This is a genomic window from Natrialba taiwanensis DSM 12281 (assembly GCF_000337595.1).
In the GTDB taxonomy this organism is placed as follows: domain Archaea; phylum Halobacteriota; class Halobacteria; order Halobacteriales; family Natrialbaceae; genus Natrialba; species Natrialba taiwanensis.
Genome location: NZ_AOIL01000067.1, coordinates 292,351 through 316,246, shown reverse-complemented (window position 1 = coordinate 316,246; position 23,896 = coordinate 292,351). Strand labels below are relative to the sequence as shown.

General features: G+C 62.2%; 26 protein-coding genes and 1 tRNA gene. 17 read left to right on the top strand and 10 right to left on the bottom strand.

The window, feature by feature from the left end:
- Positions 1–43 precede the first annotated feature (43 nt).
- Positions 44–895 carry a translation initiation factor eIF-2B gene (locus C484_RS19860; RefSeq protein ID WP_006827667.1) on the top strand — a complete coding sequence of 284 codons (852 nt, stop codon included), beginning with the start codon at positions 44–46 and terminating at the stop codon, positions 893–895.
- 188 nt (positions 896–1,083) lie between these two features.
- Positions 1,084–2,370: a TIGR00341 family protein gene (locus tag C484_RS19855; protein ID WP_006827666.1), complete on the top strand. Its 1,287-nt coding sequence runs from the start codon at positions 1,084–1,086 to the stop codon at positions 2,368–2,370.
- A gap of 15 nt (positions 2,371–2,385) precedes the next feature.
- On the opposite strand, the gene C484_RS19850 is transcribed toward C484_RS19855, so the two are convergent.
- Positions 2,386–3,108: a ThuA domain-containing protein gene (locus C484_RS19850; protein ID WP_006827665.1), complete on the bottom strand. Its 723-nt coding sequence runs from the start codon at positions 3,106–3,108 to the stop codon at positions 2,386–2,388.
- 240 nt (positions 3,109–3,348) lie between these two features.
- On the opposite strand from C484_RS19850, the gene C484_RS19845 reads away from it, so the two are divergent.
- The 5 genes from C484_RS19845 (at position 3,349) to C484_RS19825 (ending at position 9,213) form a co-directional block, all read left to right on the top strand.
- On the top strand, positions 3,349–4,503 hold the full coding sequence (locus C484_RS19845) for a Gfo/Idh/MocA family protein (protein ID WP_006827664.1): 1,155 nt from the start codon (positions 3,349–3,351) through the stop codon (positions 4,501–4,503).
- A gap of 271 nt (positions 4,504–4,774) precedes the next feature.
- The gene (locus C484_RS19840) at positions 4,775–6,058 is read left to right on the top strand and encodes an ABC transporter substrate-binding protein (protein WP_006827663.1); all 1,284 of its coding nucleotides are present in this window, start codon (positions 4,775–4,777) and stop codon (positions 6,056–6,058) included.
- Between the two features lie 20 nt (positions 6,059–6,078).
- Positions 6,079–7,056: a carbohydrate ABC transporter permease gene (locus tag C484_RS19835; RefSeq protein WP_006827662.1), complete on the top strand. Its 978-nt coding sequence runs from the start codon at positions 6,079–6,081 to the stop codon at positions 7,054–7,056.
- Positions 7,056–8,045, top strand: a complete 990-nt coding sequence (locus C484_RS19830) for a carbohydrate ABC transporter permease (RefSeq protein WP_006827661.1) — start codon at positions 7,056–7,058, stop codon at positions 8,043–8,045. The genes C484_RS19835 and C484_RS19830 overlap by 1 nt, the downstream gene beginning before the upstream one ends.
- 22 nt (positions 8,046–8,067) lie before the next feature.
- Positions 8,068–9,213, top strand: a complete 1,146-nt coding sequence (locus C484_RS19825; protein WP_006827660.1) for an ABC transporter ATP-binding protein — start codon at positions 8,068–8,070, stop codon at positions 9,211–9,213.
- A 22-nt stretch (positions 9,214–9,235) separates the two neighbouring features.
- On the opposite strand, the gene C484_RS19820 is transcribed toward C484_RS19825, so the two are convergent.
- Positions 9,236–10,006 carry a DUF4013 domain-containing protein gene (locus C484_RS19820; RefSeq protein WP_006827659.1) on the bottom strand — a complete coding sequence of 257 codons (771 nt, stop codon included), beginning with the start codon at positions 10,004–10,006 and terminating at the stop codon, positions 9,236–9,238.
- Between the two features lie 91 nt (positions 10,007–10,097).
- Between C484_RS19820 and C484_RS19815 the strand changes: the two genes are divergently transcribed.
- From C484_RS19815 to C484_RS19785, 7 genes are all read left to right on the top strand, one after another.
- Positions 10,098–10,424 (top strand): DUF5785 family protein, encoded by a 327-nt coding sequence (locus C484_RS19815; protein WP_006827658.1) that lies wholly within the window; start codon positions 10,098–10,100, stop codon positions 10,422–10,424.
- 137 nt (positions 10,425–10,561) lie between these two features.
- Positions 10,562–11,323, top strand: coding sequence for a GTP cyclohydrolase III (locus C484_RS19810; RefSeq protein ID WP_006827657.1), 762 nt, complete (start codon positions 10,562–10,564; stop codon positions 11,321–11,323).
- Positions 11,324–11,429: 106 nt separating this feature from the next.
- A complete protein-coding gene (locus tag C484_RS19805) occupies positions 11,430–12,056 on the top strand; it encodes a CBS domain-containing protein (RefSeq protein WP_006827656.1) in 627 nt (208 codons plus the stop codon).
- A 248-nt stretch (positions 12,057–12,304) separates the two neighbouring features.
- On the top strand, positions 12,305–13,516 hold the full coding sequence (locus C484_RS19800; RefSeq protein WP_006827655.1) for a phosphoglycerate kinase: 1,212 nt from the start codon (positions 12,305–12,307) through the stop codon (positions 13,514–13,516).
- A gap of 80 nt (positions 13,517–13,596) precedes the next feature.
- Positions 13,597–14,103 carry a GNAT family N-acetyltransferase gene (locus tag C484_RS19795; protein WP_006827654.1) on the top strand — a complete coding sequence of 169 codons (507 nt, stop codon included), beginning with the start codon at positions 13,597–13,599 and terminating at the stop codon, positions 14,101–14,103.
- Between the two features lie 78 nt (positions 14,104–14,181).
- Positions 14,182–14,255: transfer RNA gene (locus tag C484_RS19790), tRNA-Thr, on the top strand.
- Positions 14,256–14,948: 693 nt separating this feature from the next.
- The gene (locus tag C484_RS19785; RefSeq protein ID WP_006827653.1) at positions 14,949–15,233 is read left to right on the top strand and encodes a HalOD1 output domain-containing protein; all 285 of its coding nucleotides are present in this window, start codon (positions 14,949–14,951) and stop codon (positions 15,231–15,233) included.
- A 62-nt stretch (positions 15,234–15,295) separates the two neighbouring features.
- Here the strand turns inward: C484_RS19785 and C484_RS19780 are convergent, their stop codons facing one another.
- The 3 genes from C484_RS19780 to C484_RS19770 form a co-directional block, all read right to left on the bottom strand.
- Positions 15,296–15,706, bottom strand: coding sequence for an acyl-CoA thioesterase (locus tag C484_RS19780; RefSeq protein ID WP_006827652.1), 411 nt, complete (start codon positions 15,704–15,706; stop codon positions 15,296–15,298).
- 53 nt (positions 15,707–15,759) lie between these two features.
- Complete coding sequence (locus C484_RS19775; protein ID WP_006827651.1) at positions 15,760–16,512, bottom strand: ribonuclease H-like domain-containing protein; 753 nt, start codon at positions 16,510–16,512, stop codon at positions 15,760–15,762.
- A gap of 111 nt (positions 16,513–16,623) precedes the next feature.
- Positions 16,624–17,403 (bottom strand): DUF7504 family protein, encoded by a 780-nt coding sequence (locus C484_RS19770; protein WP_006827650.1) that lies wholly within the window; start codon positions 17,401–17,403, stop codon positions 16,624–16,626.
- Between the two features lie 162 nt (positions 17,404–17,565).
- Between C484_RS19770 and C484_RS19765 the strand changes: the two genes are divergently transcribed.
- Entirely contained in the window at positions 17,566–18,510 is a 945-nt protein-coding gene (locus C484_RS19765; protein WP_006827649.1) for a DUF7547 family protein, read from the top strand.
- An 18-nt stretch (positions 18,511–18,528) separates the two neighbouring features.
- Here the strand turns inward: C484_RS19765 and C484_RS19760 are convergent, their stop codons facing one another.
- The 4 genes from C484_RS19760 to hflX form a co-directional block, all read right to left on the bottom strand.
- Positions 18,529–18,888: a hypothetical protein gene (locus C484_RS19760; protein ID WP_006827648.1), complete on the bottom strand. Its 360-nt coding sequence runs from the start codon at positions 18,886–18,888 to the stop codon at positions 18,529–18,531.
- Positions 18,885–20,039 (bottom strand): thiolase family protein, encoded by a 1,155-nt coding sequence (locus C484_RS19755; RefSeq protein WP_006827647.1) that lies wholly within the window; start codon positions 20,037–20,039, stop codon positions 18,885–18,887. The genes C484_RS19760 and C484_RS19755 overlap by 4 nt, the downstream gene beginning before the upstream one ends.
- A 152-nt stretch (positions 20,040–20,191) precedes the next feature.
- The gene (locus C484_RS19750) at positions 20,192–20,659 is read right to left on the bottom strand and encodes a DUF4878 domain-containing protein (RefSeq protein WP_006827646.1); all 468 of its coding nucleotides are present in this window, start codon (positions 20,657–20,659) and stop codon (positions 20,192–20,194) included.
- Positions 20,660–20,740: 81 nt separating this feature from the next.
- Positions 20,741–22,042 (bottom strand): GTPase HflX, encoded by a 1,302-nt coding sequence (gene hflX, locus C484_RS19745; protein WP_006827645.1) that lies wholly within the window; start codon positions 22,040–22,042, stop codon positions 20,741–20,743.
- Positions 22,043–22,327: 285 nt separating this feature from the next.
- Here hflX and C484_RS19740 point away from each other — a divergent pair, with 285 nt between their 5' ends.
- Together C484_RS19740 and C484_RS19735 are read left to right on the top strand one after the other, a co-directional pair.
- A complete protein-coding gene (locus tag C484_RS19740) occupies positions 22,328–22,534 on the top strand; it encodes a hypothetical protein (protein WP_049915760.1) in 207 nt (68 codons plus the stop codon).
- A 50-nt stretch (positions 22,535–22,584) separates the two neighbouring features.
- The gene (locus C484_RS19735) at positions 22,585–22,908 is read left to right on the top strand and encodes an FUN14 domain-containing protein (RefSeq protein ID WP_006827644.1); all 324 of its coding nucleotides are present in this window, start codon (positions 22,585–22,587) and stop codon (positions 22,906–22,908) included.
- A 218-nt stretch (positions 22,909–23,126) separates the two neighbouring features.
- On the opposite strand, the gene C484_RS19730 is transcribed toward C484_RS19735, so the two are convergent.
- On the bottom strand, positions 23,127–23,852 hold the full coding sequence (locus tag C484_RS19730; RefSeq protein ID WP_006827643.1) for a ribosome assembly factor SBDS: 726 nt from the start codon (positions 23,850–23,852) through the stop codon (positions 23,127–23,129).
- Positions 23,853–23,896: the final 44 nt, after the last annotated feature.

The window sequence follows — 23,896 nt, the reverse complement described above, 5'->3', positions numbered from 1 at the left end:
CGGACCCGGAACACCTTTTGCGCTTACGGGAATCCATGCAGGTATGATCGACGAGACGGTCGAGGAGATTCAGGAGATGCAGACGCACAGCTCCTCGGTAGTCGCCGTAAACGCGACGCGGGCGCTCGAGGAACTGCTCGATCGAGAGTTTGCGACCGCCGAGGAGTACGTTCGCGCGCTCGAGCGAAACGGCTCGGTGCTCCGGCGGGCGAACCCCTCCCACGCGTCGCTCCAGAACGCGGTTCGCCAGGTCGTGGCGGCCGTGACCGAGGCCGACCCCGAGACCGTGACGGAAGCGAAGATACTGACCCAGGAGGAGATCGACGCGGTCGTCTCGCGGGTCGAATCCGCCAAGGAGCGAGCGGCTGAGAACGCCGTTTCCCGCCTCGATGACGGCGCGACGCTGCTGACCCACGACTACTCCTCGACCGTCATCGAGGCGCTCGAGCAGGCGACGGACGCGGGCAAGACCTTCGATGTTTACGTCACCGAAGCGCGACCGCGTTACATTGGCCGCAAGACGGCTCGCCGACTCGCCGACCTCGACGGCGTCGAGGCGACGCTGATCGCCGACAGCGCGAACGGCTACTATCTCGAGGAGTGTGACCGCGTCGTCGTCGGCATGGACTGCATCGTCGAGGACACCCTCTACAACCGCGTCGGGACGTTCCCGATCGCGGCGACCGCGAACGAACTCGACGTTCCGGTGACCGTCCTCGGATCGGCCTCAAAAATCGTCAGCGAGGGCTTCGTTTTCGAGAACGAGTTCAGGTCGGGCAGCGAGGTCATGCCGGAACCGGCGGAGGGATTCGACGTGGAGAACCCGACCTACGATGCGACACCGGTGGCGTTGCTCGAGAGCGTGATCACCGACGAGGGACGAGAGACGTTCTGAGTGTCCGGCTTCCAGTTTCGCGTCGCCCGCTGATTCGACGTTTCATCGTGGCATCGATTCGCCGGTACTGGGTCGCTGTTTCACTACGTCGTCGGCCCCCATCGAACCCGAGACGACGAGCGGTCAGCATCGCTGACGGTCACGATCCCGTGACGACAGTCTATGCCGGTGTCCGTCGTACTGGGAGTATGCGCCTCGTCCAGGTGTTCGTTCCAGCGGGTGATCTCGAACTCGTCCTCGAGCGGGCGGAGGCGGCCGGCGTCGACTACGCCGTCTCCGAAGAGACGAGTAACGACGAGTTCGAGGCGCTCGTCTCGATTCCCGTCCCGCCGGCCGCCGTCGAACCGCTCGTCGCCGACTTTCGGGAGGCCGGCCTCGATGAGTCCTCCTACACGGTGGTCACGTCCGCAGAGACGATCGTTTCCGACCGGACCGACGACCTGCTCGGCCGGTTTTCCGGCACCCGAATCTCCCGCGAAGAGTTGCAGTCCCAGGCGGTGGCGCTCGCGCCCGCGAGTTCAACATACTACACGCTGCTCATCGTCAGTACGGTCATCGCGACGGCCGGCCTGTTGCTCGACTCCGCGGCGACGATCATCGGCGCGATGGTCGTCGCACCGCTTATGGGACCCGCGCTCGCGGCGAGCGTCGGCGTCGTCGTCGGCGACGACGAACTCGCGAGACGCGGGGTCGTCTTGCAAGTCGTCGGCCTCCTCGTCGCCGTCGCAACGGCGGCGCTGTTGGGGTGGCTCCTCAGGGGAACGGTGTTGCTGCCGCCGGGCTTTGACATCACGACGGTGCCACAGATCCGCGAGCGGATCACGCCGAACGCGCTGGCGCTGTTTCTCGCGCTCGGGTCCGGCGTCGCCGGCGTCATCAGCCTCATCCGCAACGTCGGCTCGGTCCTCGTCGGCGTTGCAATCGCCGTCGCGCTCGTGCCGCCGGCCGCGACGGTGGGCCTCGGAATCGCCTGGGGGCATCCGGAGGTCGTCGTCACTGCCGGCACGCTCGTCCTGGTCAACCTGCTCTCGATCAACCTCACCGCGTTACTCCTGCTCTGGCTCTCCGGCTACCGACCGCACCGCGTCGGGAGCGTCGACCGCGTCTACGGCCGCCTTCGCTCGCGGATCGTCGTGCTGGTCGTCGCTATCGCCGTCCTCTCGGTGATCCTCAGTGGCATCACCTACGGCACCTACCAGACTGCAGCCGTCGAACACGACGCGCGAACCGAACTCGACGCGATGAGCGACGAGCCACCCTTCAACGATCTCGTTCTGCAAGAACTCTCCGTCCAGTACGAACTGATTGACCTCTACACCGGCGACGTGCCGGTCGTAACCGTCCTCTCCGAACGCCCGCCCGGCGAGACGGAACCGCCCGACTTCGCCGAACAAGTACGCGAGCGCCTCGAAGCGGCGACGGGAACCGAACTCGAGGTCGTCACCGAACTGGTCGACACGCAGCGAAGCGGCTGAGCCGGCGCGGTCGACTCACTCGCGCTCGCCGAACGACCGCGGCGCGCCCGCCCTGGGACTCGCCCACTCGACAGCGTTTCGGAGGACCCGCCGAATCTCCGCGTTCTCGTAGATGGGATACGTCTCGTGACCCGGTCGGAAGTAGAAGATCCGCCCGCTACCGCGACGATAACAACACCCGCTTCTGAATACTTCGCCGCCCTCGAACCAGCTCGTAAAGACCAGTCGGTCCGGCTCCGGCACGTCGAACGGCTCGCCGTACATCTCCGTCTCCGGCAACTCGATGCACTCGTCCAGCCCGTCCGCGATCGGGTGGCCGGGATCGACGACCCACAGCCGTTCCGTGCCGCCGTCTTCGCGCCACTGGAGGCTACACGACGTTCCGAGCAGCCGCTTGAATATCTTCGAGTAATGCGCGGAGTGGAGGACCAGCAAGCCCATCCCCTCGAGCACGCGCTCCTGAACGCGGTCGACAACCTCGTCTTCGACCTCGTCGTGCGCCTCGTGTCCCCACCAGAGCAACACGTCGGTCGCGTCGAGTACGTCCTCGGTGAGCCCGTGTTCCGGTTCATCGAGTGTCGCCGTCCGAACCTCATACTCGATGCCGTCCTCGATCTCGGCTTCCTCACCGGTAAACACGGTCGCAAGCGCCTCGTGAATCCCCTCCGGATACACCGCCGCGACCTCCTCGTCCTCGCGCTCGTGTCTGAACTCGTTCCAGATCGTAATCGTACACATTGGATGTGGATCCACCATCGACGTCCTTAGCTCACCTGGTCTGTCCCGAGTTCACGTGGCACACAAGCGACTCGTATCAGATTCGATGACTCACAGTAATGCAGAGGGATGGGTCGGTCACAACCCTTATTTTGATCGCTGCCCGCGTCTCTCTATGAACTGGGACTGGGCGCTCACGACATCGAATACCCTCATTTCTCGCCTCACACCACCCTCACAACAACGACAGGGTGGTTCTCGGTGAACGGAACGAACATCGGCGTCGGCATCGTCGGGCTCGGCGGCATGGGTCACCACCACGCACGAAACGTCGAAGAACTCGGTGCCACCGTCGTCGCCGGTGTCGATCTCGTCCCCGAACAACGCGAACGCTTCGCCGCAGAGTTCAACGCGAAGACGTACGAAACGCACGACGAACTCGTCGTCGACGATGCGGTCGATGCGGTCGTCGTGACGACGCCGAACCGATTTCACGAACCGATCACGGTCGCCGCACTCGAGGCCGGCTGTGACGTGCTCGTCGAAAAACCCCTGGCACACACCCTAGAGAGTGCAGAACGGATCGCAGCGGCCGAAGCGGAATCGGACGGATTCTGTATGGTCGGCTTTCACAACCGGCACGCGGCGTCGATGGCGATGTTCGAGGAACACCACGCCCGCGGTCGGTTCGGCGAGCTGACCCACATCGAAGCCAACTACGTGCGGCGACGCGGCGTCCCCGGACCGGGCTCGTGGTTCACGAACAAGGACCTCTCGGGCGGCGGCGCGCTTCTCGACATCGGCGTTCACGCGCTCGACCTCGCACTGTATGCGCTCGATTTTCCCGAAATCACCGAAGTTTCCGGCATCGCCAGGACGACGTTCGGCGGGCGCGAGGACTACGCGGACCCTGACGGGTTCGGCGACAACTGGGATGCGAACGCCGAAACGTACGATGTCGACGACTCGGTCAGCGCGTTCATCCGCTGTGCCGACGGACAGACCGTCTCGCTCGAGGCCGCGTGGGCGACGAACCGCGAGGAGAGTATGGACTTCCGAATCCGCGGCACCGAGGCCGGCGCACAGTTCGACATCGGCGATACGAAGCTCCAGATTCTCGGTGCGAGTGCAGCCGGCGGCGATCACTACACTGACACAACCTGTACGGGCGATACGGGACTAACCGGCTATCTCGAGCAGGATGAGCGGTTCCTGACGGCCGTCGCCACGGGAAACGAGCCGACGACGAACACGCTCGATGAGGCGCTCACCGTCCAGCGCGTCATTGACGCGATTTATCGCTCGAGCGAGACGGGCCAAGCCGAGTCGATCGAATCGCGGCCCATCCCACAGCCGGTCGAGAAAGAGGCCGAAGCGGACCAACAGCCGGAAGCCGGAGCCGAAGCTGATCTCTGAACCCGGCTCCCACCGACCCGCCTCGGAACCGTCCGTCGGACGAACTCCTTTGTTTCGCGCAACTAGCGTCGTAGAATCAGTCGTATAGCCGAATCGTCCGCTGAACCGCCGTTATCGGCCTATTCCCCCGAGTATATAATTAACTATATTCTGAATCAATGTTGTCCATCATTATCAAAGGCCTTATTACTATGTACACATCTCGCATACAGTAGAAGGGTTGACTATGGTTAGAAAAAATTCTAACACGAACGGACGCTCACGACGGCGGGTGTTGCAAGCGACGGGGGCACTCGGGCTAGCTGCGGCGGCGGGTTGTCTCGGTGGCGGCAACGAGGCCGAACCGCTCGATGAACTCCTCGAGGAAGATCCCGACGAGTTCGAGTCGGTCGAGATTGGCCACTGGTGGACGGCCGACGCGGAGGCGGAAGCCTTCGAGGCGCTCGTCGAAGGGTTCGAGGAAGAGTACCCGGATATTACCGTCGAGTCCTCGCCGTCACCGGGTGGGGCCGGGAGCGCGCTCGAGGCGGACATTCGAAACCGGGTCGTTGACCAGGATCCGCCGAGCACGTTTCAGGTTTGGCCGGGCCAGGCGCTCGCGGATTACACCGCCGACGACCTGCTCTACGACATCGAGGGACACGTCTGGAACGACGAGATGGAGGAGGCGTACCTCGACGGGCCGATCGAGGTCGCGCGGCCGGACGGCGACTTCGTCGCCGTGCCGATCAACATCCACCGGCTGAACAACCTGTTCTACAACGCCAACGTTATCGAGGACAGCGGCATCGATCCCGAATCGATCGACAGTCCGAGCGCGCTCATCGACGCGATGGAGACCGCCGCCGAGGCGGGCTACGTCGGAATGGCCCAACAGACCCAGTCGTCGTGGTCGACGCTCCAGCTATGGGCGCAGGTCCTGCTTGGCGAGTACGGCACCGATGTGTACGACTCGGTCATCGAGGGGAACGTCGAGGAGAACGAATCCGAAGTCCGCGACTCGCTTGAACTCGTCGTCGACTACAGCGAGTTCTTCAACGAGGACGCGAGTTCGATGAACGACTGGGACGACGCGAGCGACTACATCAACTCTGGCGAGGCCGCGTTCTTCCACCAGGGAGACTGGGCCGCCGGCCAGTACGAGACGGATGAGGAACTCGCGTACGGGGACGACTGGGATTACGTCCCGTTCCCGGGAACCGACGGAATGTACGTGATGGTCATCGACTCGTTCGTGTTCCCGAAGTTCAACCCGTCGCCGAACGCGACCGTACGGTTCCTGCGCTACGCGGGTACCGCAGACGCACAGGAGCGGTTCAACCAGGCCAAGGGCTCGATTCCGCCGCGGACCGACGTTTCGGACGAAGCGTTCACCCCGTTCCTGCAGGATCAGATGGCTGACTTCGAGGAGTCGGACGAACAGCCGCCGTCGATCGCGCACGGGTTGGCAGTCGCGCCGGATACCCAGACCGAGGTCGAGGGCGCGTTCTCGAACTTCATCGATAACTGGAACGTCGACGAGACGTACAACGAACTCGTCAATAGCTTCCAGTAACGCTGGAAGAGAGATTCACTATGGACTCGTTACGGAACTCCCTCCGACGGCTCAACCCGCTATCCGAGACGGCGACGGAGCAGTCCCAGGGAACGCAGACGCAGGGGTCGCTCGCCGGCCGGCTTCGAGACAGTGACTTCGTCGAGTCGATGCCGTTCTGGCTGCCACCGACGCTGCTCGTCCTGCTGTTCGTCTACGGGGCAATCGCCTGGAACATCGCCATCTCGTTTACCGGCTGGTCCGGGCTCGGACAACCGGAGTACACCGACCTTTCGCTCGAGATGTATCGCCAGTTGCCGGCGGACCAGGACTTCAGGGCGTCGCTGTGGAACACGATCCTGCTTCTCATCACGTTCACGGGATCATCGCTGGTCGTCGGACTAGGGCTTGCCCTGCTCGTCGATCGGAAGATTCGCTTCGAGAACGCGTTTCGGACGATCTATCTGCTGCCGATGGCGCTATCGTTCGTCGTGACAGCAATCTTCTGGTCGTGGATGTACGCGTCGAACGGGGTGATCAATACGACGTTGAACGTCTTCGGACTCGATTTGCTGGCGCACAACTGGATCGGCAACCCGCAGTTCAAACTCGCGGCGGTGATCGTCGCGCTCATCTGGCAGTTCAGCGGCTACTGTATGATCGTCTACCTCGCGGGGCTGCGGGCGATTCCGGACGAACACTATGAAGCCGCGCGGATCGACGGCGCGTCGACACTGAAGCTGTACTGGCGAGTTATCATCCCGCAGCTTCGGTCCTCGACCATCGGCGCGGTCGTCGTGTTGATGGTCTTCGCGCTCAAGGCGTTCGACTTCATCTACGTGATGTTCGGGACCAACCCCGGCCGCTCCGTCGACATCCTCGCGGTCACGATGTACCGCGAGGCGTTCTCCTCGAGCCAGTGGGCCTACGGCGCTGCGATCGCCGTGGTCCTGTTCGCGCTCGCACTGACGATCATCGGACCGTACGCTTACACGCAGTACAAGCGAGGTGCACTCTAATGACGGACGATACCGACGCTCACACAGACAGAGACAGAGACGCGGACGCAGATACCGACACCGACACGGACGCAGACAGGGACACGCAGACGGACACGGAAACGGAAACGGAACCAGCGACCGACGACTCCTCGCGTCTCCCGCGGATCGGCCCCGGTCGGCTCGCGCTCTACGGCGCATTGCTTGCACTCGTGATTGGCTACCTCTCCCCGCTGTACGGCGGGCTCACGACCGCGTTCAAGACCCAGGAAGCGTACCGTGAGACCTCACCGCTACAGCCGCCGATCGAACTGCTTTCGTTCCCACATCTGGACGGATTCACTGTCGACCCCTGGTTCACCGCCGGCGGCGAACTCGCCATGGGGATGATAAACAGCTTCGCGCTGACGATCCCCGCAGCCGTCTTCTCGGCACTCCTCGGCAGCCTGGCCGCCTACGGCCTGACCAAGGTCAACTGGCGCGGGCAGGCATTCTTGCTCGCGCTGTTCCTCGCAGCCGTCTTCATTCCCTACCAGGCCGTCCTCGTCCCGCTCCGTCAGTTCTGGTCGATCGTCGACATCTCGGGGCTCCACGAACGCGGTGAACTCGTCGAACTGATAATCACCCACATCGCCTACGGGACCCCGATCTGTACGGTCCTCTTTCGATCGTACTACCAGACGCTCGACGACGAACTCATCGAGGCGGCGCGCCTCGACGGCGCGAGCCTCGCCCGGATCTACCGGAAGATCGTCCTGCCGCTCTCGGTTCCGATGTTCGCCGTGACGCTGATCTACCAGTTCACGCAGATCTGGAACGACTTCCTGTTCGCGCTCGTCCTGCTCAGCGACCGCGCGAACTACGTCGTCACCCTCGAGTTAAACGCACTCCAGGGCGCGATGGCGACTGACTACGGCGTGCAGATGGCTGGCGCGTTCATCGCAGCGCTCCCGACGATTCTCGTGTACATCATGTTCGGAGAACAGTTCGCGAAAGGACAGACGATGTGATCACAACTCACAGATCAAAACGATGGCAGACCTACAACTCGACGCCGTAACCAAGGTGTTCACGGAACGCGACGGCAACCAAATCACCGCCGTCGACGACGTATCGCTCACGATCGAGGACGGGGAATTCCTCGTCCTCGTCGGCCCCTCCGGCTGTGGCAAGTCGACGACCCTCCGAATGGTCGCCGGCTTGGAATCGATCAGCGCCGGCCAGGTCCGACTCGGCGACACGGTCGTCAACGACTCGAAACCGAAAGACCGGAACATCGCGATGGTGTTCCAGTCCTACGCGCTGTACCCGCACATGACCGTCCGTGAAAACATGGCCTTCGGGCTACAGGAGTCGACCACGATGCCCGACGACGAGATCGAACAAACGGTCGCGTCCGCCGCCGACATGCTCGGCATCGACGACCTCCTCAAACGCAAACCGGACGATCTCTCCGGCGGCCAGCAACAGCGCGTTGCCCTCGGCCGCGCAATCGTCCGCGACCCCGAGGTCTTCCTGCTCGACGAACCACTCTCGAACCTCGACGCCAAACTCCGCGCGCAGATGCGCACGGAACTCAAACGCCTCCAGAACGAACTCGACGTCGCCACCATCTACGTCACCCACGATCAGACCGAGGCGATGACGATGGCCGACAAAATCGCCATCCTGAACGACGGCGAACTTCAGCAGGTCGGCACCCCACTCGAGTGCTACCACGAACCCGCAAACCTCTTCGTCGCCAGCTTCATCGGCGAACCCTCGATGAACTTCTTCGACGTAACCCGCGACGACAGCCAGCTCGTCCACGACCACTTCAGGTACGACCTCTCGAACGAAACTGGTGACGCGCTTGCGGGCGCCCACGCTGAACTCGTCCTCGGCGTTCGCCCGGAGGATATCGACCTCCAATCCACCGCAAACGGGGCCCACACCTACGCAACGGTCGTCGATGTCGTCGAACCGATGGGCAACGAGAACAACGTCTACCTCACCATTGGTGACGAGCAGACGCAGACGTTCGTCGCCACGGTCGACGGGATGCACCACGTCGAGGCGGGGGAGACCGTCTACGCGCACATCCCAGAATCAGCAGTGCACGTCTTCGACCGACAGAGCGGACACGCACTGCGTAACCGGACGGTCGAGTCGACGACGATTCCGGAAACGAAGCTCTAACTCGGTCTCTTTCTCGACCGACCTATCGACTCGAGTCGCCGTTCGTTTCCACGGACGGTGAATCGCATCCCGTTGCACTTCGATAGCCGCGCGCGAGAACGCGGACCGAAACGAGATGTGCGTAGAGGGCAAGAAAGACCGCGATAACCCCGAATATCGTTCGTCGGGAGAACGCCGCTGCGAGAAACCCCCATCCCGGAACCACGATGAGGAACGCGATCAGCCACGCAATCGCGTAGCTTCCATCCACAAGAACCGGCCGCTGCAGGCGGATATCTATCGCCTCGAGAAGCGTCGTCCCCTCGGCGATCCGACCGACAGCGATCGAGTACGTGTATCCGATCGCAAGAACAGTGACGAGCGTCGTCGTTGACAGCAGGAAAAACACCATCGATCCGGCGAAGCCGACCGCCGCCGAAAACGGGAGTCGAGTGAACACCGCGAGGACCACCGCGAAGACGGCCACCAGGAGGATCGCATACCCGGCCGAGAGAACGGCCAGCCGACAGCCGCGTCGAAGCGTCGAGCCGAGCGGACGAAACGGCGGCGGGATTTCTCCTCCGTCCACCGTCGTCTCGAATACGCGAAGGAGATAGCCGAGCAAGGCAGTGGCAGCTCCCATCGATGTGACGAGAAACGACACTGCGAGGAGCGGCTGCGACGTCCCCATCGTCACGCCCAGTTGTCCTGCGATAACCGTCACAAGCCCGAGCAAGCCACCGACCACGAATAGATCCATCGAGCGCTCGCCACGGAGTGGGTACCGTAGCGCCCCGCTCAGTCGAAGCGCCATCACCCACGTCTGCGGACGCTCGCGGTATAACGATTGCTGGTCGTCGCGACCAAGAGTAACCCTTTTGCGGGACCCCTGCACACATCCGAGTATGAGTTCGGACTGGCCACACGACCCCGACGGCGAGGAGGGCAGCGAGGGGATGCGCAAGTACGACATGGCAGTCATCGCCAAGAAGGTCGACGAGGACGAAGACTTCCCGCTCGATCGGGACGAGTTCGTCGCGGAGTACGGCGACGATCCGATCCGGGTGAACTACCAGACGGTCGTCCCACTCAGTGAGATTTTCGAGTTCGTCGAGCAGGCGGAGTTCGAGACGATTACGGACATGCACAAGGCGGTCGGCGCGGCGATGCGGCAGGGGGGCTTCTGGGACTATCACCCGCAGGGTGTGAATCCGGAGCAGAAACACGCCTGAGTCTCGCCGTTGTTCGACTCGGTTCCACTCGGAGTGATGCTGTGACCATCTCGGCCGAATACGGCTGACGACCGTTCGCCATCACGAATCTGGATTACGTATCACTTATACGATGGCGTTCGAAAGCTTCGGGCACCGTGACTAACACGCAGGTAACGCTCGTTCAGATCGACAACTACGGGCCGTGGACGGTGACGCCGGAGCCACGACGCGAAGCCGACCTCCAGACGATGCAATCTCGGCTCTATGCCGATATTTCCCAGTTCGTCGGCAACCGTGGCGGCTACGTCTTCTTCAGCCGGTTCGATAACATGATCGCGGTTACGAACGGGCTCTCGATGGCGGACCACGAACTCCTTCAGGAGTCGGTGAACAATCGCTACCCCGTGACGCTCAGTCTCGGCGTCGCGACCGGCACCTCGCCCGTCCAGGCGCTTGCCGATGCGACCACGCTGGTACAGGAAGCAGGCAGCGCACAGGATAAGAGTCGGCGCGAGTGTCTCAAGGGGCGGGCGATCGAAACTGCCCACCAGACCGACGACGACGTCCAGATCGCCCACTTCGACGTTATCAACGCGACGGGCAACTACACGGACGAGCTCAATGCCTTCGATACGTTCATCGAAATCGAACAGGGCTACGCGGAACTCATGCGATACATGCGCACTGCCCACGAGAGCCTCTCCTTTTTCGTCGGCGGCGACAACATTATCGTCTCCTGTCCGGACCTGACGGAAGGCGACTACGAGGACGCGATTCACCACGTCGAGGACGCCGTCGATGTCGAACTCCAGGTCGGCGTTGGACGCGGTGAGAACGCCCATAACGCCGGGTTCGCTGCAAAACACGCGCTCGAAATCTGTCGGGCAGACGGAACCAGAGTCGAAGTAGACTGGTAGCCCGCTGACATCGATTCCCGCGGTCGTAGAAGCAGAAAACTTCGGCGTGTGGCCGCTTAAGTGTAGTGGAGGTAGTTTTTAGCCCGACCGCGCGGTGTGTTCACACATGGAATCGGAACTGTCGGTCAGGGATGTCCTGACGACCGAATACGTCGGTGTCAGCGAGTCAGACACCGTTCAGGACGCAGTAACGCTCATGCGCGAGGAACACACCGGCTGTGTACTCGTCGTCCGCGGCGCTAATCCGGTCGGCATCATGACCGAGTGGGACGTCCTCGGTCTCGTCGCAGCCGGCCGCGATCCCGCCGAAACGACCGTCGGCGAAGCGATGACTACCCCCGTGATCACCATCGAACCGGCCCGGTCGGTTACCGACGCAGCGACGATCATGGCTCGTGAAAACATCCGCAATCTCGTCGTCGAACGCGATACCGAACTCCGCGGCGTCGTTACCCAACGCGATGTCATCGCTGCCGCCGGCTCGTTCCAGGCAACGATGACGCCACCACGAACGACCGACCCCGAATCGAGCGCCGTCGCCGATCAGGACCGCGGCGACGAACGCCTCGCCGCCACGACGCCGAGAGGCGAACTCGACACGCAGACCCAACTGCAGCCAAACGGCGGTGACGAGTATTCGACGCAGGGCGTCTGTGAATCCTGTGGCTCACTCGCGGACGAACTCTGGGATGCGAACGGCCAACTGGTCTGTACCGATTGCCGGACGGTATGACGTCCCCACTTGTGGCGATCGAGACCACACAGTTCCGCCCGCAGACGAGTTCAGCTATCGCTATCAGCATTCAAATTGACTGCGGACTGGCGTCTCGGTGACGAGTGCAGGGTGCAGTTCTGGCGGCTACGTGAGCGGGGACACTGACCGTTATCATGGTCGCTGTAATCACGGACCGTGGATACAGCGGACGGAGACTATCTCTCCGATAGAAAGACCTTTCGGGTGCCGCGGTGGACTGATCGACAATGATCGATACCCTCGACGACCTCGACGTCGAAGGGACAACCGTCGGCGTTCGCGTCGACATCAACAGTCCGATCGCCGACGACGGGTCTCTCGCCGACGACGCCCGGCTCCGTGCTCACGTCGATACGCTCTCGGAATTGCTCGAGCGCGGCGGTCGGGTTGCCGTCCTTGCCCACCAGGGCCGACCCGGCGGTGACGACTTCGGCACCCTGTCTCCGCATGCCGACCGTCTCTCCGACCTGCTCGGCCGTCCCGTCGACTACGTCGATGCAACGTTCAGCCAGGCCGCACGCGATGCCGTCCGCTCGCTCGAAGACGGCGACTGCGTCGTTCTCGAGAACACCCGCTTTTACAGCGAGGAATACATGGAATTCGACCCGGACCGCGCTGCTCGAACACAGCTCGTGGCGAATCTCGCGCCCGTTCTCGATGCCTACGTGAACGACGCCTTCGCCGCGGCCCACCGCTCGCAGCCCTCGCTCGTCGGCTTTCCAACCGTCATGCCGGGGTATGCGGGTCGCGTCATGGAATCCGAACTCGACGTGCTCGGCTCGATCGAGGAGACCCCCGAACCGCGGATCTACGTCCTCGGCGGCGCGAAAGTCCCCGATTCAATCGATGTCGCCTGGAGCGTTCTCGAGAAGGATCTCGCCGATCACATCCTCACTGCCGGCGTCGTCGCCAACGTCTTCCTCATCGCCGACGGCGTCGACCTCGGCGACGCGAGTTCGGATTTCATCTACGAACAGGGTTACTGGGACGAGATCGATCGCGCTAGCGACTTGCTCGACGCCTACGGCGACCGGATTGCGCTGCCCCGCGACGTCGCCGTCGACCGCGACGACAGCCGCCACGAACTCGGCGTCAACGCGCTACCGCCCCAGGAGGGCGAGGCCGCGATGGATATCGGGTCATCGACGCTCGCCTACTACGAGCGGCTTCTCGAGGACGCAGGCACCGTTATCCTCAACGGGCCGGCTGGCGTCTTTGAGGACGACCGATTCGAACTGGGAACCAGACGGCTCTACGGCGCGGCGACGGACGTGCCAACGAGTATCGTCGGCGGCGGAGACACTGCCTCGGCGCTCCGCCGACTCGGCGTCGAGGGCTTTTCGCACGTGAGTACCGGCGGCGGTGCCGCGTTGCAGATGCTGACCGCCGATCAGCTGCCTGCTGTCAGCGCGCTCGAGCGTACTGTTGACGCTGCTTGACCGCACCATTGGCAATGGTCCCTACCCTCGGATCGCTGATCGCCGATCGATGACCGGACGACTAACAATGACGACCGACGATGACAACCAATCTAACTATCGACCACGCCACGAGCGCCGATCTCGAAGCCGTCACCGATCTCTGGGTCCGACTCGCTCGCGGCCAGCGCGAGTTCGACTCGGCCGTCCGCGCGGAGGCCAACCGCGAACTGATGCGCGAGACCCTCGCCGCACACCGCGTTGCCGACGGCCTTCTCGTCGCTCGCGTCGACGACGCAATCGTCGGCTTTGCCTCCGTCTCACTCGAACGCGGCAGTCTCGAACTCGAGCGGACGCGTGGCACCCTCTCGAATCTCTACGTCGACCCGGCCTATCGCGACCGGGGCATCGGGTCCGCGCTACTCGAGGCCGCCACGGCTGAACTCGAATCGAAGGGCGCGGAGGTGTTGCTGCTCGAAGTGATGGCACAAAACGAGGATGCCAGGCGATTTTACCGAGCGCACGGATACGAACCCTATCGAGTGGCGATGAAACGATCGCTCGAGGAGCCCACAGCCGGGGCGGATACTGATACCGAGACCGACTGAGCGGTCTGGTCGAACGGATCGCGAACGGAAACCGAAAACGATACACATTCAAAGGAGGATTGCTAACCAACGGACTGCGCCAGGGGAGCATGGGCGGTTCATGCACTCGACTTGTAATCGAGACTTCGTGGGTTCAAATCCCACCCCTGGCTTAAATCCTTAGGTTCAAATCTCCTACCGACTGGTATCGGCACATTCTGGCATTCAGAGAACGCCGGTAATTCGAACAAACGGTTCAACGCTCGTTCTACCGCTGGGTCAGTACGCGGACGGACATCGAGTACCGCCTCGGATTGGACACTGATCGCGTCGAACGGTTGATCGAGGCCACACACTGATAAGGACGGTCACACAGTACAAAGGCAGCACACGAGGAAACTGAATAGATCTCGGTTCTCGGAACCGTGCCAACTGAGAGACTACCATGGCGTCGTCGATGTGAGGATACCGATCGCCACCAGATCGACAGCCAATATGCTCAGCGCAAAGGCCGGCTCAAATTCGTGTTCGGGCGTGCCCGCCGACGCGTGAACGTACGCGGGAAGCGCAAGAACCAGACCTGAACTCGGTAACTATTTATTAAATAATCACCGAAACAAATGGCGACTGGTGCTCCGACCCAAACGGCGGAAACTATGGCGTGTTCCACGTTTACAACGGGTTCCTGTCCGGCGGATACGGCTCCCTGAAACGTCTCAAGTTTGATGAACTCAACTATATTTTTAAACATATATATGGAAAGAAATACATTAGCGAACAACTACGGCTAGTGGTCTACATATATGTACTACAAGCTTGGGTTGAGGCCAGTGGATTTATATATAGGCGAGGAAAGAGTCCGGCCAATGCTACTCTCAGTCGATCGTTCGGAGACCGCCGAGACACGGTCGCTTAGCTTCGACGTAATCGCTGCAGTCGCCGAACGAGAGGGAGTCGATCCGACAGACATCGAACCGCCGGAGTACGAATCCCTCTATACTGTCGTCAATCCCGAAGCACTGGATGCACTGTTTGCACCGCGACAGGACGGGTCCGATCGAATTTCGGGCCGTGTCGAGTTCACGTTCAATGGTTACCACGTCGTTATTACGGGCGACGGTGAGGTAACGTTGCGAGAGGTGTCATCATAGTATCTCCACCGGCGAGGCGGTCTCTCGATCGAAAAACGATGGATGCGACGGATGGGTCGTGGCTAGTCGAGCTGGGAGCGCCAGGCTTCCGGAACGGGCCGTGAATCGCCGGTACCGGGGTCGATGAAGACCTGGACGGTCGTGGCCGTCGCTGCCAGGGACTTGTCAGCGTAGATCTCGTACGTGAGCGGGAGACTCGCAGTCCCGAGTTCACCGACGGTGAGTGCGATGGAGACGGCTGCGTCGGCCTCGATTGGCTGTTTGTAGTCGATTTCGAGATGTGCGAGAACGGTATCGAGATCGGCGAGCGAGGTGTCGAAAACATCCTGGAAGTAAGCCTCTCGGGCCTGTTCGAGGTAGGTTGCGTAGGTAGCGTTGTTGACGTGGCCCATGAAGTCGATATCTCGAAGCCGAACGTCGATCTCGACGACGTAGGTATCCGTTGTTGTGTCCGGCTCGGTTCCTGGGGTCATGTGGGATGGTGGCCGGTCGACACCCGTATACGTACTGGTTGCCGGGACCAGAATTATTCGCCGCGACAAACCGATTCGAACACCTGCTCGTGAAGCCGCTCTGTGACGAGTTCAAGGAGCGGTTCCATGTGCTGCGTGTCCGCCCGGTTGTATTCGATCAGGGTCTCGAGTGCGGCATCGTCGCCGCGTTCGTACTCCCGCCAGAGACGGACGGCATCGCGGCCGCTTATCTCCGGGAGGTCGCGGTCGATACCGACATCCCGTTCGATCGCTTTGAGTCCGCCGTCGAGGCCGATTTTCTTGCAGGGGTACATGAGGTCGACGTGTGGCGTCGTCACGTCCAGATCATAGCAGGTCTCGAGAAACGGCACGTCAAAGCGCCGGCCGTTGAACGTGACCAGCAGCGATGCGGCGTCGAGTGCAGCCGCGAGTCGGTCGCGCGTGAGGTCGCGGCCCTTGACGAACGTCGTCGTCTCGCCGTTGCGGTGAAGACTGACGGTCGTCACGTCGTGGTGGCTCGCGTCGAGACCGGTCGTTTCGATGTCGAGAAAGCAGGTGTTCTCGCGGGCGTTTTCGTAGAGTCGCCAGCGGCTCGAAGCGGGAAGAGACTCCGCGAACGGAGCGACGTCACCCTGCTCCAGGTGGGCTCGGCCCGTTTCGATGAACGTCTCGATCCGATCCGTGAGCGTGTCACCGACGACGCTACCGTCGAACTCGTCCCAGTGGGTAATTCCGTGTTCCCAGAGGCGGCGTTCGGTCACCTCGCCGACGCCGCGAACGGGAATGAAACTGTTCTCGATTCGCACACCAGTGGAGGGGAGTGGCGGAGAGAAAAGTGCTTGGATCGATGGAAGCCGTACTGCCGAGTACGCAATCGACGTCCAGGTGGTGGGTGAGTTGGTAAGTGGGTGCAAAAACTAGTGGACCGATCGGACCGGCATCCACTCCGTCACCAGTTCACGATCGCGCAGCGTCCAACGCTGTTCGTCGATACCGTCGCGCGTTCGCAGTTCGACGAGCGCATCGAACAGCGGTTCGAGCAGCGCAACGGCGTCGTGGTCGGGGTCGAGCGGCAGGTGGACGTGACCGACTCCCCGAGCGTGAGTCGTGGCGGTCGTCACCAGATGCAACAGCCGAAAGACCTCGTCCGTGTCGTGCTCATCGAGCAACGTGACCAGTGAATCCAGACAGAGACGAAGACCCGCCGGTTTGCAGTCGGCCGTCTCCCGATCGAACTCGTCGATCGCCTCGATAATTTCGAGGCCGATCGTGCCGATTAGCGGCTGCTCACCCGGCAGCGACTCGGGCGAGTGCGTGTGACCGGATCGAGAGCGATCGACGGAAGCCGTGGAAATCGTACGCGTTCGGGCCGGCTGGTTCGTACAGTCCTGCCAAGAGTCCGCGCTGGCTGTTGCATCGACGGTGTCCGTGACGCGCAGTCGATACTGGACGCCGCGCGAGTCAGCTGTCTCCGGCGTCTCCGAGTCTAACTCACGGTGAACGCCTGCGAGCCGCCGACAGACGGTCTCGTGTGCATTCTGGCTGTCGGCACCGACTACCAGGACGGAACTCCCTTCTCGTTTGAGCGCATCGAGTGCCTGTGCGAAGGTCGTCTCCGTCTCGGTGTCAACGGTTCCCCCTGGCACCGTCGCGCTGTCCGTCTCCGTGACGTCGGAACCCCCGGATTCTGACCCCATCTTCGCTGACAGAGACACCGATCACACATAATATTTCGGGATGAATACGGGAGAAAAACGATGCTCGCCACCGTCCGAGTTCTGCCGGTTGACTCGCGGTCGGAAGCCTCTCACATTCTTCCCGACAGCCGGATTTTCATACCGTGACCCCATACAGGGGGTATGGGCGACCCCGACTCCAACTCCAACTCCAACTCCAACGCCGACTCCGGTTCCGGCTCCGACTCCGACGCTCCTCGCTCCGACCCCGACGAGGATCTCGCGACGGCCGTTCGCGAACTCACCGACACGATCGAGCTACTCCGCCAAGAACTCGCCGAGAGCGACCGCCGGTCCCCGTTCTCACCCACATCGCCATCCGGACCACCGCTCCGGCCACCGTCTCCCCGGGAAGTTCTCGCGTTCACCGACGAGTTCGCCATTCCCGCCGCCATCACCGCCCTCGAATCGAGCGTGCGCGCACTCGAGGCGTTCCAGCGCGGACTCAACCTCGTGCGCACCGAACGAGAAGCCAGGGATCGCGCGTCGGCGGCGGCCGAAACGACGGGCGAGCGCGCTACTGACGTTCGTCGGACGACGCTCTCACAGCTCGATACGGTCCTCACGCAACTCCAGCGGGCGGCCTCGTCGGATGCCCTTCCCGCGGACGAAGACGCCCGTGAGCTCCTCACGGAGGCGCGGCGGCTCCGTGACGAAGTCGATACTCGCCTCCGGGAAGCGACTGCCGACCGCGAGTCCGGTCCCGATGACGGGACTTCTGATACCGGTGGTGACAGCACTGAGACGAGGACTACCGATGGAGTTCAGATCGACATCGGCGACGGTTGCCCCCCACGCGATGAGACGACAGACGAAACCGAGGCGGCGAACGGCTCGAACGTCGATGTCGACGCTGAACTCGAGACGCTGAAGGATCGGTACAGTTCGGACGAGGTGCCGCCGGCCGATGACGGGCACGACGCTGGCGATTCCGATACCGAATCGAGCGAACCGCACGCCGAAGACAACGATCGCGGCGATTCGGCGACCGCTGCCGACAATGACGACGAGACAGATGGCAGCGACAACGATTCCAGCAGCAACGATACCGACGGCAACGGCGAATAGAATACGACCCGGAGGACGTTAGACCGGCTCGAACCGATAGCCGTCCCACTCCTGACTCGCCGGCTCCCGAATGCCCGCGCCCGGCTCGCGGAGTTCATCGACGTAAACCGGCCGGACCTCGTCACCGACCTCGATCTCGCCCGTCGTCACCTGTCCGATCGCGCGCACCGATTCGCCCTCGATCGTGAACTCGACGATCGCCAGGTGGTTCGGCTCGCGAACGCCCGGGGGCGTCGCCGTCGAGGTCGTCCACGTGACGACCTCCGCGGTGAACTCGCTCAGATCGATCGTTTCCACCGGCTCCGCGCCGTCGGGGCCGCGTGGATGACCGGGGTAGCTGATCGTGCCGTCCTCGTACCGGTAGGCGTCCATCGTCATTGTGCTGCCTCCATGATGGTGGTGATAACGCAGTTCCCGAAGCCGCCGACGTTACAGCACAGTCCCACGTCTGCCTCGACCTGCCGTGGGCCGGCCTCGCCGACGAGCTGTTCATAGATCTCGACCCCCTGTGCGACGCCGCTCGCACCGAGCGGGTGGCCCTTCGATTTCAGCCCGCCGGAGGTGTTGATCGGCAACTCGCCGTCGCGTTCCGTCTCCCCTTCTTCGACGAGTTCCCAAGCCTCGCCCTGCTCGGCGAAACCGAGTCCCTCCATCTGGAGGAACTCGAGAATCGTGAACATGTCGTGGAGTTCAGCGACATCGATGTCGTCGGGCTCGCGGCCGCTCATCTCGTAGGCACCCTCGCCGCTCTCGACGACGCCGCCCATCACGGTCGGGTCCTCGCGCTCGTGGACGACGTGCGTGTCCGTCGCACCGTCGATACCCGTGATGACGGCGTACTCGTCGGTGTACTCCTGGGCGACAGATTCGGGACACAGCAGTAGGGCCGCCGATCCGTCCGTAATCGGACAGAAGTCGTACAACCGGAGCGGATCGGCCACGATCGGCGACTCCAGCACCGTCTCCAGATCGACCTCCTTCCGGAACTGCGCGTGCGGATTGTCGACGCCGTTTTTGTGGTTCTTGACGGCAACCTTCCCGAGGCTCTCGCGGGGCGCATCGAACCGATCGAGGTAGTGTCGCGCGGTCAACCCCGCGAACGAGGGCAGCGTCACGCCGTGTTTGTACTCGACCGGATGGGTCAACGAAGCAATCACGTCCGTCGCCTCGCCGGTCGTTCGATGGGTCATCTTCTCGCCGCCGACGAGCAGCGTCATCTCGCTCGCCCCGCTCGCGACCGACTGCCAGGCAGCGTAGATTCCCGCCCCGCCACTTGAACTCGTCTGATCGACCCGCTGGGTGTACGCCGGCGTCGCGTCGATGTCCTGGGCCAGCGCGTTCATGATCCCGGTCTGTCCCTCGAACTCGCCACTCGCCATGTTCGAGACGTACAGGTGCTTGACATCCGCCGCGTCGACGCCCGCGTCGTCGAGACAGGCGAGTCCGGCCTCCGAGAGGAGTTCCAGAACCCACTCGTCTCGCTGCCCGAACTGGGTCATCGACGAGCCGATGACTGCGACACGTTCCATACCCTACTGCACACAGGTCACTGTTTTATATGGTAGGGGTCCGGAGCGCGCGGCGCGCCGGTATCGATCAGTACCGGGAGCGGCCGGTGGCTGGCAGTTCCTGCACAGCAGTGCCTATCCGACTCCACGTCGATCACGTTGATCCGCGCTCGCTACTGGTAAATGTACCACTCGCCATCATCTTTCACCATGGTGAAGTAGAACTCATCGACCGGCCCCGACGAATACGAGACGTACACGAACACGTGGTCGTCGAGACCGCTCTCCTCGAACTTGGCGCTCAAATCGTTCTCTTGCGTTTCGGCACTCGCTTCGATCGCTGTTTCGTTGCTCTCCTCCTCGTCATCCTTGAACTCGATCCAGATCTCCGATAACGGCCGCTCTTCGATCGTGTCGACCGGTACGTCATCCGATTCGGTGGGTGCCGGGAGGTTACTATCCGGGTGAATGAGATCGGCTGCCGCGTCTAGATTATCCTTCTCTATCGCTTCGGTGTACTGTTCGACGACATCTTCCGGTCCGTCGGTTTCACCATCGAGATTCGGGATACTCCCGAGACAACCAGCAGAGCCGAGGACGGTTCCCGTTCCGATTCCGCCGAGTATTTCTCGTCGATTCACACCACCAATAGTTTCCCGTTCTCATATATAGTCTAATAAAATTCAGACCGTAATCTACCATCCAGCGGAGGGACAACCAGGTTAGGCTGATTCGGGCGTCGCCGTCTGCAACTCGCTTGCGCGCGAGCGCGCCTGCGAGATTACCGCGGGTCGCGCCTCGAAGGAGACGAGTACGTCTTCGTCCCCGTAGGTAACGTCGTCGACGTGGGCGTTGTCGTGGATCCACGAGACCACGCTCATCGTCTCATCCGTCATCGGCAGTACGAGCCGTTCTTCCTCCCAATCGGGCAGTTCGCTGTCGATCCGATCAAGCAGTGCGTCGACGTTCGTCCCCTCCCGCGCGCTGACGGTAACCGGGTTCGGTGCGAGCGCGGACAGCGCCTCTCGCTTTTCCTCGAGTTCAGCGTCGCCGACGGCGTCGATCTTGTTGAGGACGGTGACGATCGGGGCCTCGTTGCGTTCGTAGAGGGTGTCGTGGCTGGTGACGAGTTTCTCGTGGATGTCGTCGATGTCTTCGCTCACGTCGACGACGAGCAAGACGAGATCGGCCCGGTAGACGGAGTCCAGCGTCGATTTGAAGGATTCGACGAGCCAGTGGGGCAGATCGCTGATGAAACCGACGGTGTCGGTTACGAGCACGTCGCGCGGGTCGATGTCGGCGCGGCGGGTGGTCGTTCCGAGCGTGGTGAACAGCTTGTCCTGGGATTCGGCGGTCGAGTCGAGGTCGGGGTGGAGATCCTCGTTCTCGTCGACATCGAGATCGGCCGCGAGTCGTCGGAGTAGCGTGGATTTGCCGGCGTTCGTGTAGCCTGCGAGGGCGACCAGATCGAAGCCGGAGTTGCGTCGTCGTTCGCGACGGTGTTCCTCCGTTTGTTCGATGCGCTCGAGTTCGTCGGTGATGCGGCTGATCTGGTCTTTGATGTCCTGCTCGCGGCTTTCGTCGTACTCGCCGAGCCCCATGAAGCCGGGGTGCTCGTCGCGTTTGGCGAGGCTGGTCTTGGCCTCGGCGCGGGGCAGTTCATAGCGGAGTTCGGCGAGTTCGACCTGGAGCTGGGCTTTTCGAGTTTGGGCGCGCTGGCCGAAGATTTCGAGGATGAGGGTGAACCGGTCGATGACTTCGACGCCCTCAGGCAGGAGTTGGCCGAGGTTGTACGTCTGGTAGGGGCCGAGCCGGTTGTCGAAGATGACGGTCGTCGCATCTGTGGCGGCGGCTGTTTCGGCGAGTTCTTCGGCCTTGCCCTCGCCGATCTGGAGTGCGGGGTCAGCCCGGCGGGACTGGGTGATTTCACCGACGACGGTGTAGCCGGCGGCGGCGGCGAGGTCGGAAATCTCGCTTGTGTCTGGCGTTCCGGAGTCGACGCGCTTGGCGATGAGTGCTCTCATGCGGATTCGAATGCAATTGCAGGGGTCACTTCGGGTTTGTCGGTGATTCTGCGGTTGGGTCGGATGGTGGTGGTTGTACTGGTACTGACGGCGTCTGGACGAAAGCCGCTACTACCGTTGATGAGACGTGTCACAGATGATATCACTGCTGCTGCAGGGACACAGCCACAGAGCAGCGTGGACAGTGTATTCGATCCTCGGCCGGTGCTGGCGAGACGAAGCGTGGACTGTTGTGGTTGAGATTTGATCCTGTGCCGTCGCTGTTGCCGAAACGAAGTCGACTCCATGCGCGAACGCGAGCACGGGTGCGGGTACAACCGCGACCGCGACCAGGCTGGCGACGAGACGCCATCAACCACGCTCGGGGTGCCGGCAGGCCACCTCCGTTGGACGCAAGACAATCATACTCCACTGTACGTCTCCAACCGCCTTGAATCCCGTGCCCGCACTGAACTCGTGGTTGTACCGCCGGTTCGCTGGCCGCTCGCTTGACGGGAATCGGATCAAAACAGTCATTATCTGTGATACGAATACTCGCGGTGATGGTTTCCGCCGACCCGACGACGCTTACACTCGAGTTCATCGCCGGCGCAGTCCTCGGCGGACTGCTCGGCTTTGGGACCAAGCGAGTCGCCAAACTGATTGCCATTATCTTCGGCATCGAACTGATGGTCGTTCGCTATCTCCAGTCCCAGGGCATCGTTATCGTGGACTGGGATCGACTCTCTGCCGGGCTCATCACGACACAAGAACAGAGGGTGTCAAACGCCGGTGTCACTGCCCACTGGATCGACTCGCTCCTCTCCGTCGCGTCGATCGCCGTCGGCTTTACGAGCGGCTTTCTGATCGGATACTACCGCGCCTGAGACGGGCCGAGCTGCTGACAGTCAGTTCCGTCGTACCTGCGACCTGTTCTGGAATTGCGCTGGGAAATCGGTACAGCAGACCGTGTAACGCCATCTATGTCCGGAAACGGTACGCAGACCGGGTTAGAACAGAACGTCCGGTGCTGCAGTGTCGCTGTTGGATTTCCAGTCTCAGGGATTTCCGTTCTCACACCGGTACCGCCACGACGCGCCACCGACTATCGCGTCTGAATATCGTCCTTGTCCTTGATCAACTCCGTCTCAGCGTTGCCGCTCGAGTGTTCGTTGACCACGTCGTAGAACTCGTTTTGCATCCCTGCGGGGAAGGTGACGACGCCGATCCAGGAGCCGTCGGCCTGCCACTCCTCGCGCTCGAGGTCGCCGAACTGTCGGACCTGCGCCTGCGCGCTGCCCGCGTACTCCGCCGGAATCTGGACCGCAATCGTCACCTCCTCGAACCGAATCGGGATCACCGGTCGAAGGTCGTCCAGCGCGTCGTCGACCTGCGATTCGACCGTTTCCATTGGATCAACGGTAAAGCCCGCTTCCTCGAGTGCGTTCTCGATCCGGTCCGGCGGATGTGGCGCATTATCCATCTGCGGGTTGACCGCGTTGCGCGCGATGGTGTCGACCAGCTGTTTACGCTTTTTCTCTTGCATCTCGCGTCGCTGCTCGGCCGTAATCTGGATCTCCCCCTCCGTGATAACGTCGGGGATGATTTCCAGTGGATCCGTCGTATCGAAGACCTTCTCGAGGTCGCTCTCGGCGGGGCGGTCCCCGCGGGAGGCGTTCTCGAAGACGTCCTCCGCAGCAATGACATCCTCCAGGTCACCCTCGAACTCGCCGCGTTTGATCGCGAGGGCCGCATCCGGATCGACCAACACTTCAAAGCGCGCCCCGTGTGACTCGAGTCGCGCTGTCACCGCCTCGTCAAGAGAGATCATACCGAAGCGTTCCTCCGGCTTCGTAAAAGAGTTTTTCCTGAGAC

What these genes read in the sequence shown, in the direction of transcription:
- C484_RS19835 (WP_006827662.1), top strand. Translation starts at nt 6,079, where the DNA reads ATGGACTCGTTACGGAACTCCCTCCGACGGCTCAACCCGCTATCCGAG.
- C484_RS19765 (WP_006827649.1), top strand. Translation starts at nt 17,566, where the DNA reads ATGGGCGACCCCGACTCCAACTCCAACTCCAACTCCAACGCCGACTCC.
- C484_RS19755 (WP_006827647.1), bottom strand. Translation starts at nt 20,039, where the DNA reads ATGGAACGTGTCGCAGTCATCGGCTCGTCGATGACCCAGTTCGGGCAG.
- C484_RS19830 (WP_006827661.1), top strand. Translation starts at nt 7,056, where the DNA reads ATGACGGACGATACCGACGCTCACACAGACAGAGACAGAGACGCGGAC.
- hflX (WP_006827645.1), bottom strand. Translation starts at nt 22,042, where the DNA reads ATGAGAGCACTCATCGCCAAGCGCGTCGACTCCGGAACGCCAGACACA.
- C484_RS19820 (WP_006827659.1), bottom strand. Translation starts at nt 10,006, where the DNA reads ATGGCGCTTCGACTGAGCGGGGCGCTACGGTACCCACTCCGTGGCGAG.
- C484_RS19855 (WP_006827666.1), top strand. Translation starts at nt 1,084, where the DNA reads ATGCGCCTCGTCCAGGTGTTCGTTCCAGCGGGTGATCTCGAACTCGTC.
- C484_RS19800 (WP_006827655.1), top strand. Translation starts at nt 12,305, where the DNA reads ATGATCGATACCCTCGACGACCTCGACGTCGAAGGGACAACCGTCGGC.
- C484_RS19780 (WP_006827652.1), bottom strand. Translation starts at nt 15,706, where the DNA reads ATGACCCCAGGAACCGAGCCGGACACAACAACGGATACCTACGTCGTC.
- C484_RS19825 (WP_006827660.1), top strand. Translation starts at nt 8,068, where the DNA reads ATGGCAGACCTACAACTCGACGCCGTAACCAAGGTGTTCACGGAACGC.
- C484_RS19860 (WP_006827667.1), top strand. Translation starts at nt 44, where the DNA reads ATGATCGACGAGACGGTCGAGGAGATTCAGGAGATGCAGACGCACAGC.
- C484_RS19740 (WP_049915760.1), top strand. Translation starts at nt 22,328, where the DNA reads ATGCGCGAACGCGAGCACGGGTGCGGGTACAACCGCGACCGCGACCAG.
- C484_RS19850 (WP_006827665.1), bottom strand. Translation starts at nt 3,108, where the DNA reads ATGTGTACGATTACGATCTGGAACGAGTTCAGACACGAGCGCGAGGAC.
- C484_RS19815 (WP_006827658.1), top strand. Translation starts at nt 10,098, where the DNA reads ATGAGTTCGGACTGGCCACACGACCCCGACGGCGAGGAGGGCAGCGAG.
- C484_RS19805 (WP_006827656.1), top strand. Translation starts at nt 11,430, where the DNA reads ATGGAATCGGAACTGTCGGTCAGGGATGTCCTGACGACCGAATACGTC.
- C484_RS19795 (WP_006827654.1), top strand. Translation starts at nt 13,597, where the DNA reads ATGACAACCAATCTAACTATCGACCACGCCACGAGCGCCGATCTCGAA.
- C484_RS19785 (WP_006827653.1), top strand. Translation starts at nt 14,949, where the DNA reads ATGCTACTCTCAGTCGATCGTTCGGAGACCGCCGAGACACGGTCGCTT.
- C484_RS19760 (WP_006827648.1), bottom strand. Translation starts at nt 18,888, where the DNA reads ATGACGATGGACGCCTACCGGTACGAGGACGGCACGATCAGCTACCCC.
- C484_RS19735 (WP_006827644.1), top strand. Translation starts at nt 22,585, where the DNA reads ATGGTTTCCGCCGACCCGACGACGCTTACACTCGAGTTCATCGCCGGC.
- C484_RS19730 (WP_006827643.1), bottom strand. Translation starts at nt 23,852, where the DNA reads ATGATCTCTCTTGACGAGGCGGTGACAGCGCGACTCGAGTCACACGGG.
- C484_RS19770 (WP_006827650.1), bottom strand. Translation starts at nt 17,403, where the DNA reads ATGGGGTCAGAATCCGGGGGTTCCGACGTCACGGAGACGGACAGCGCG.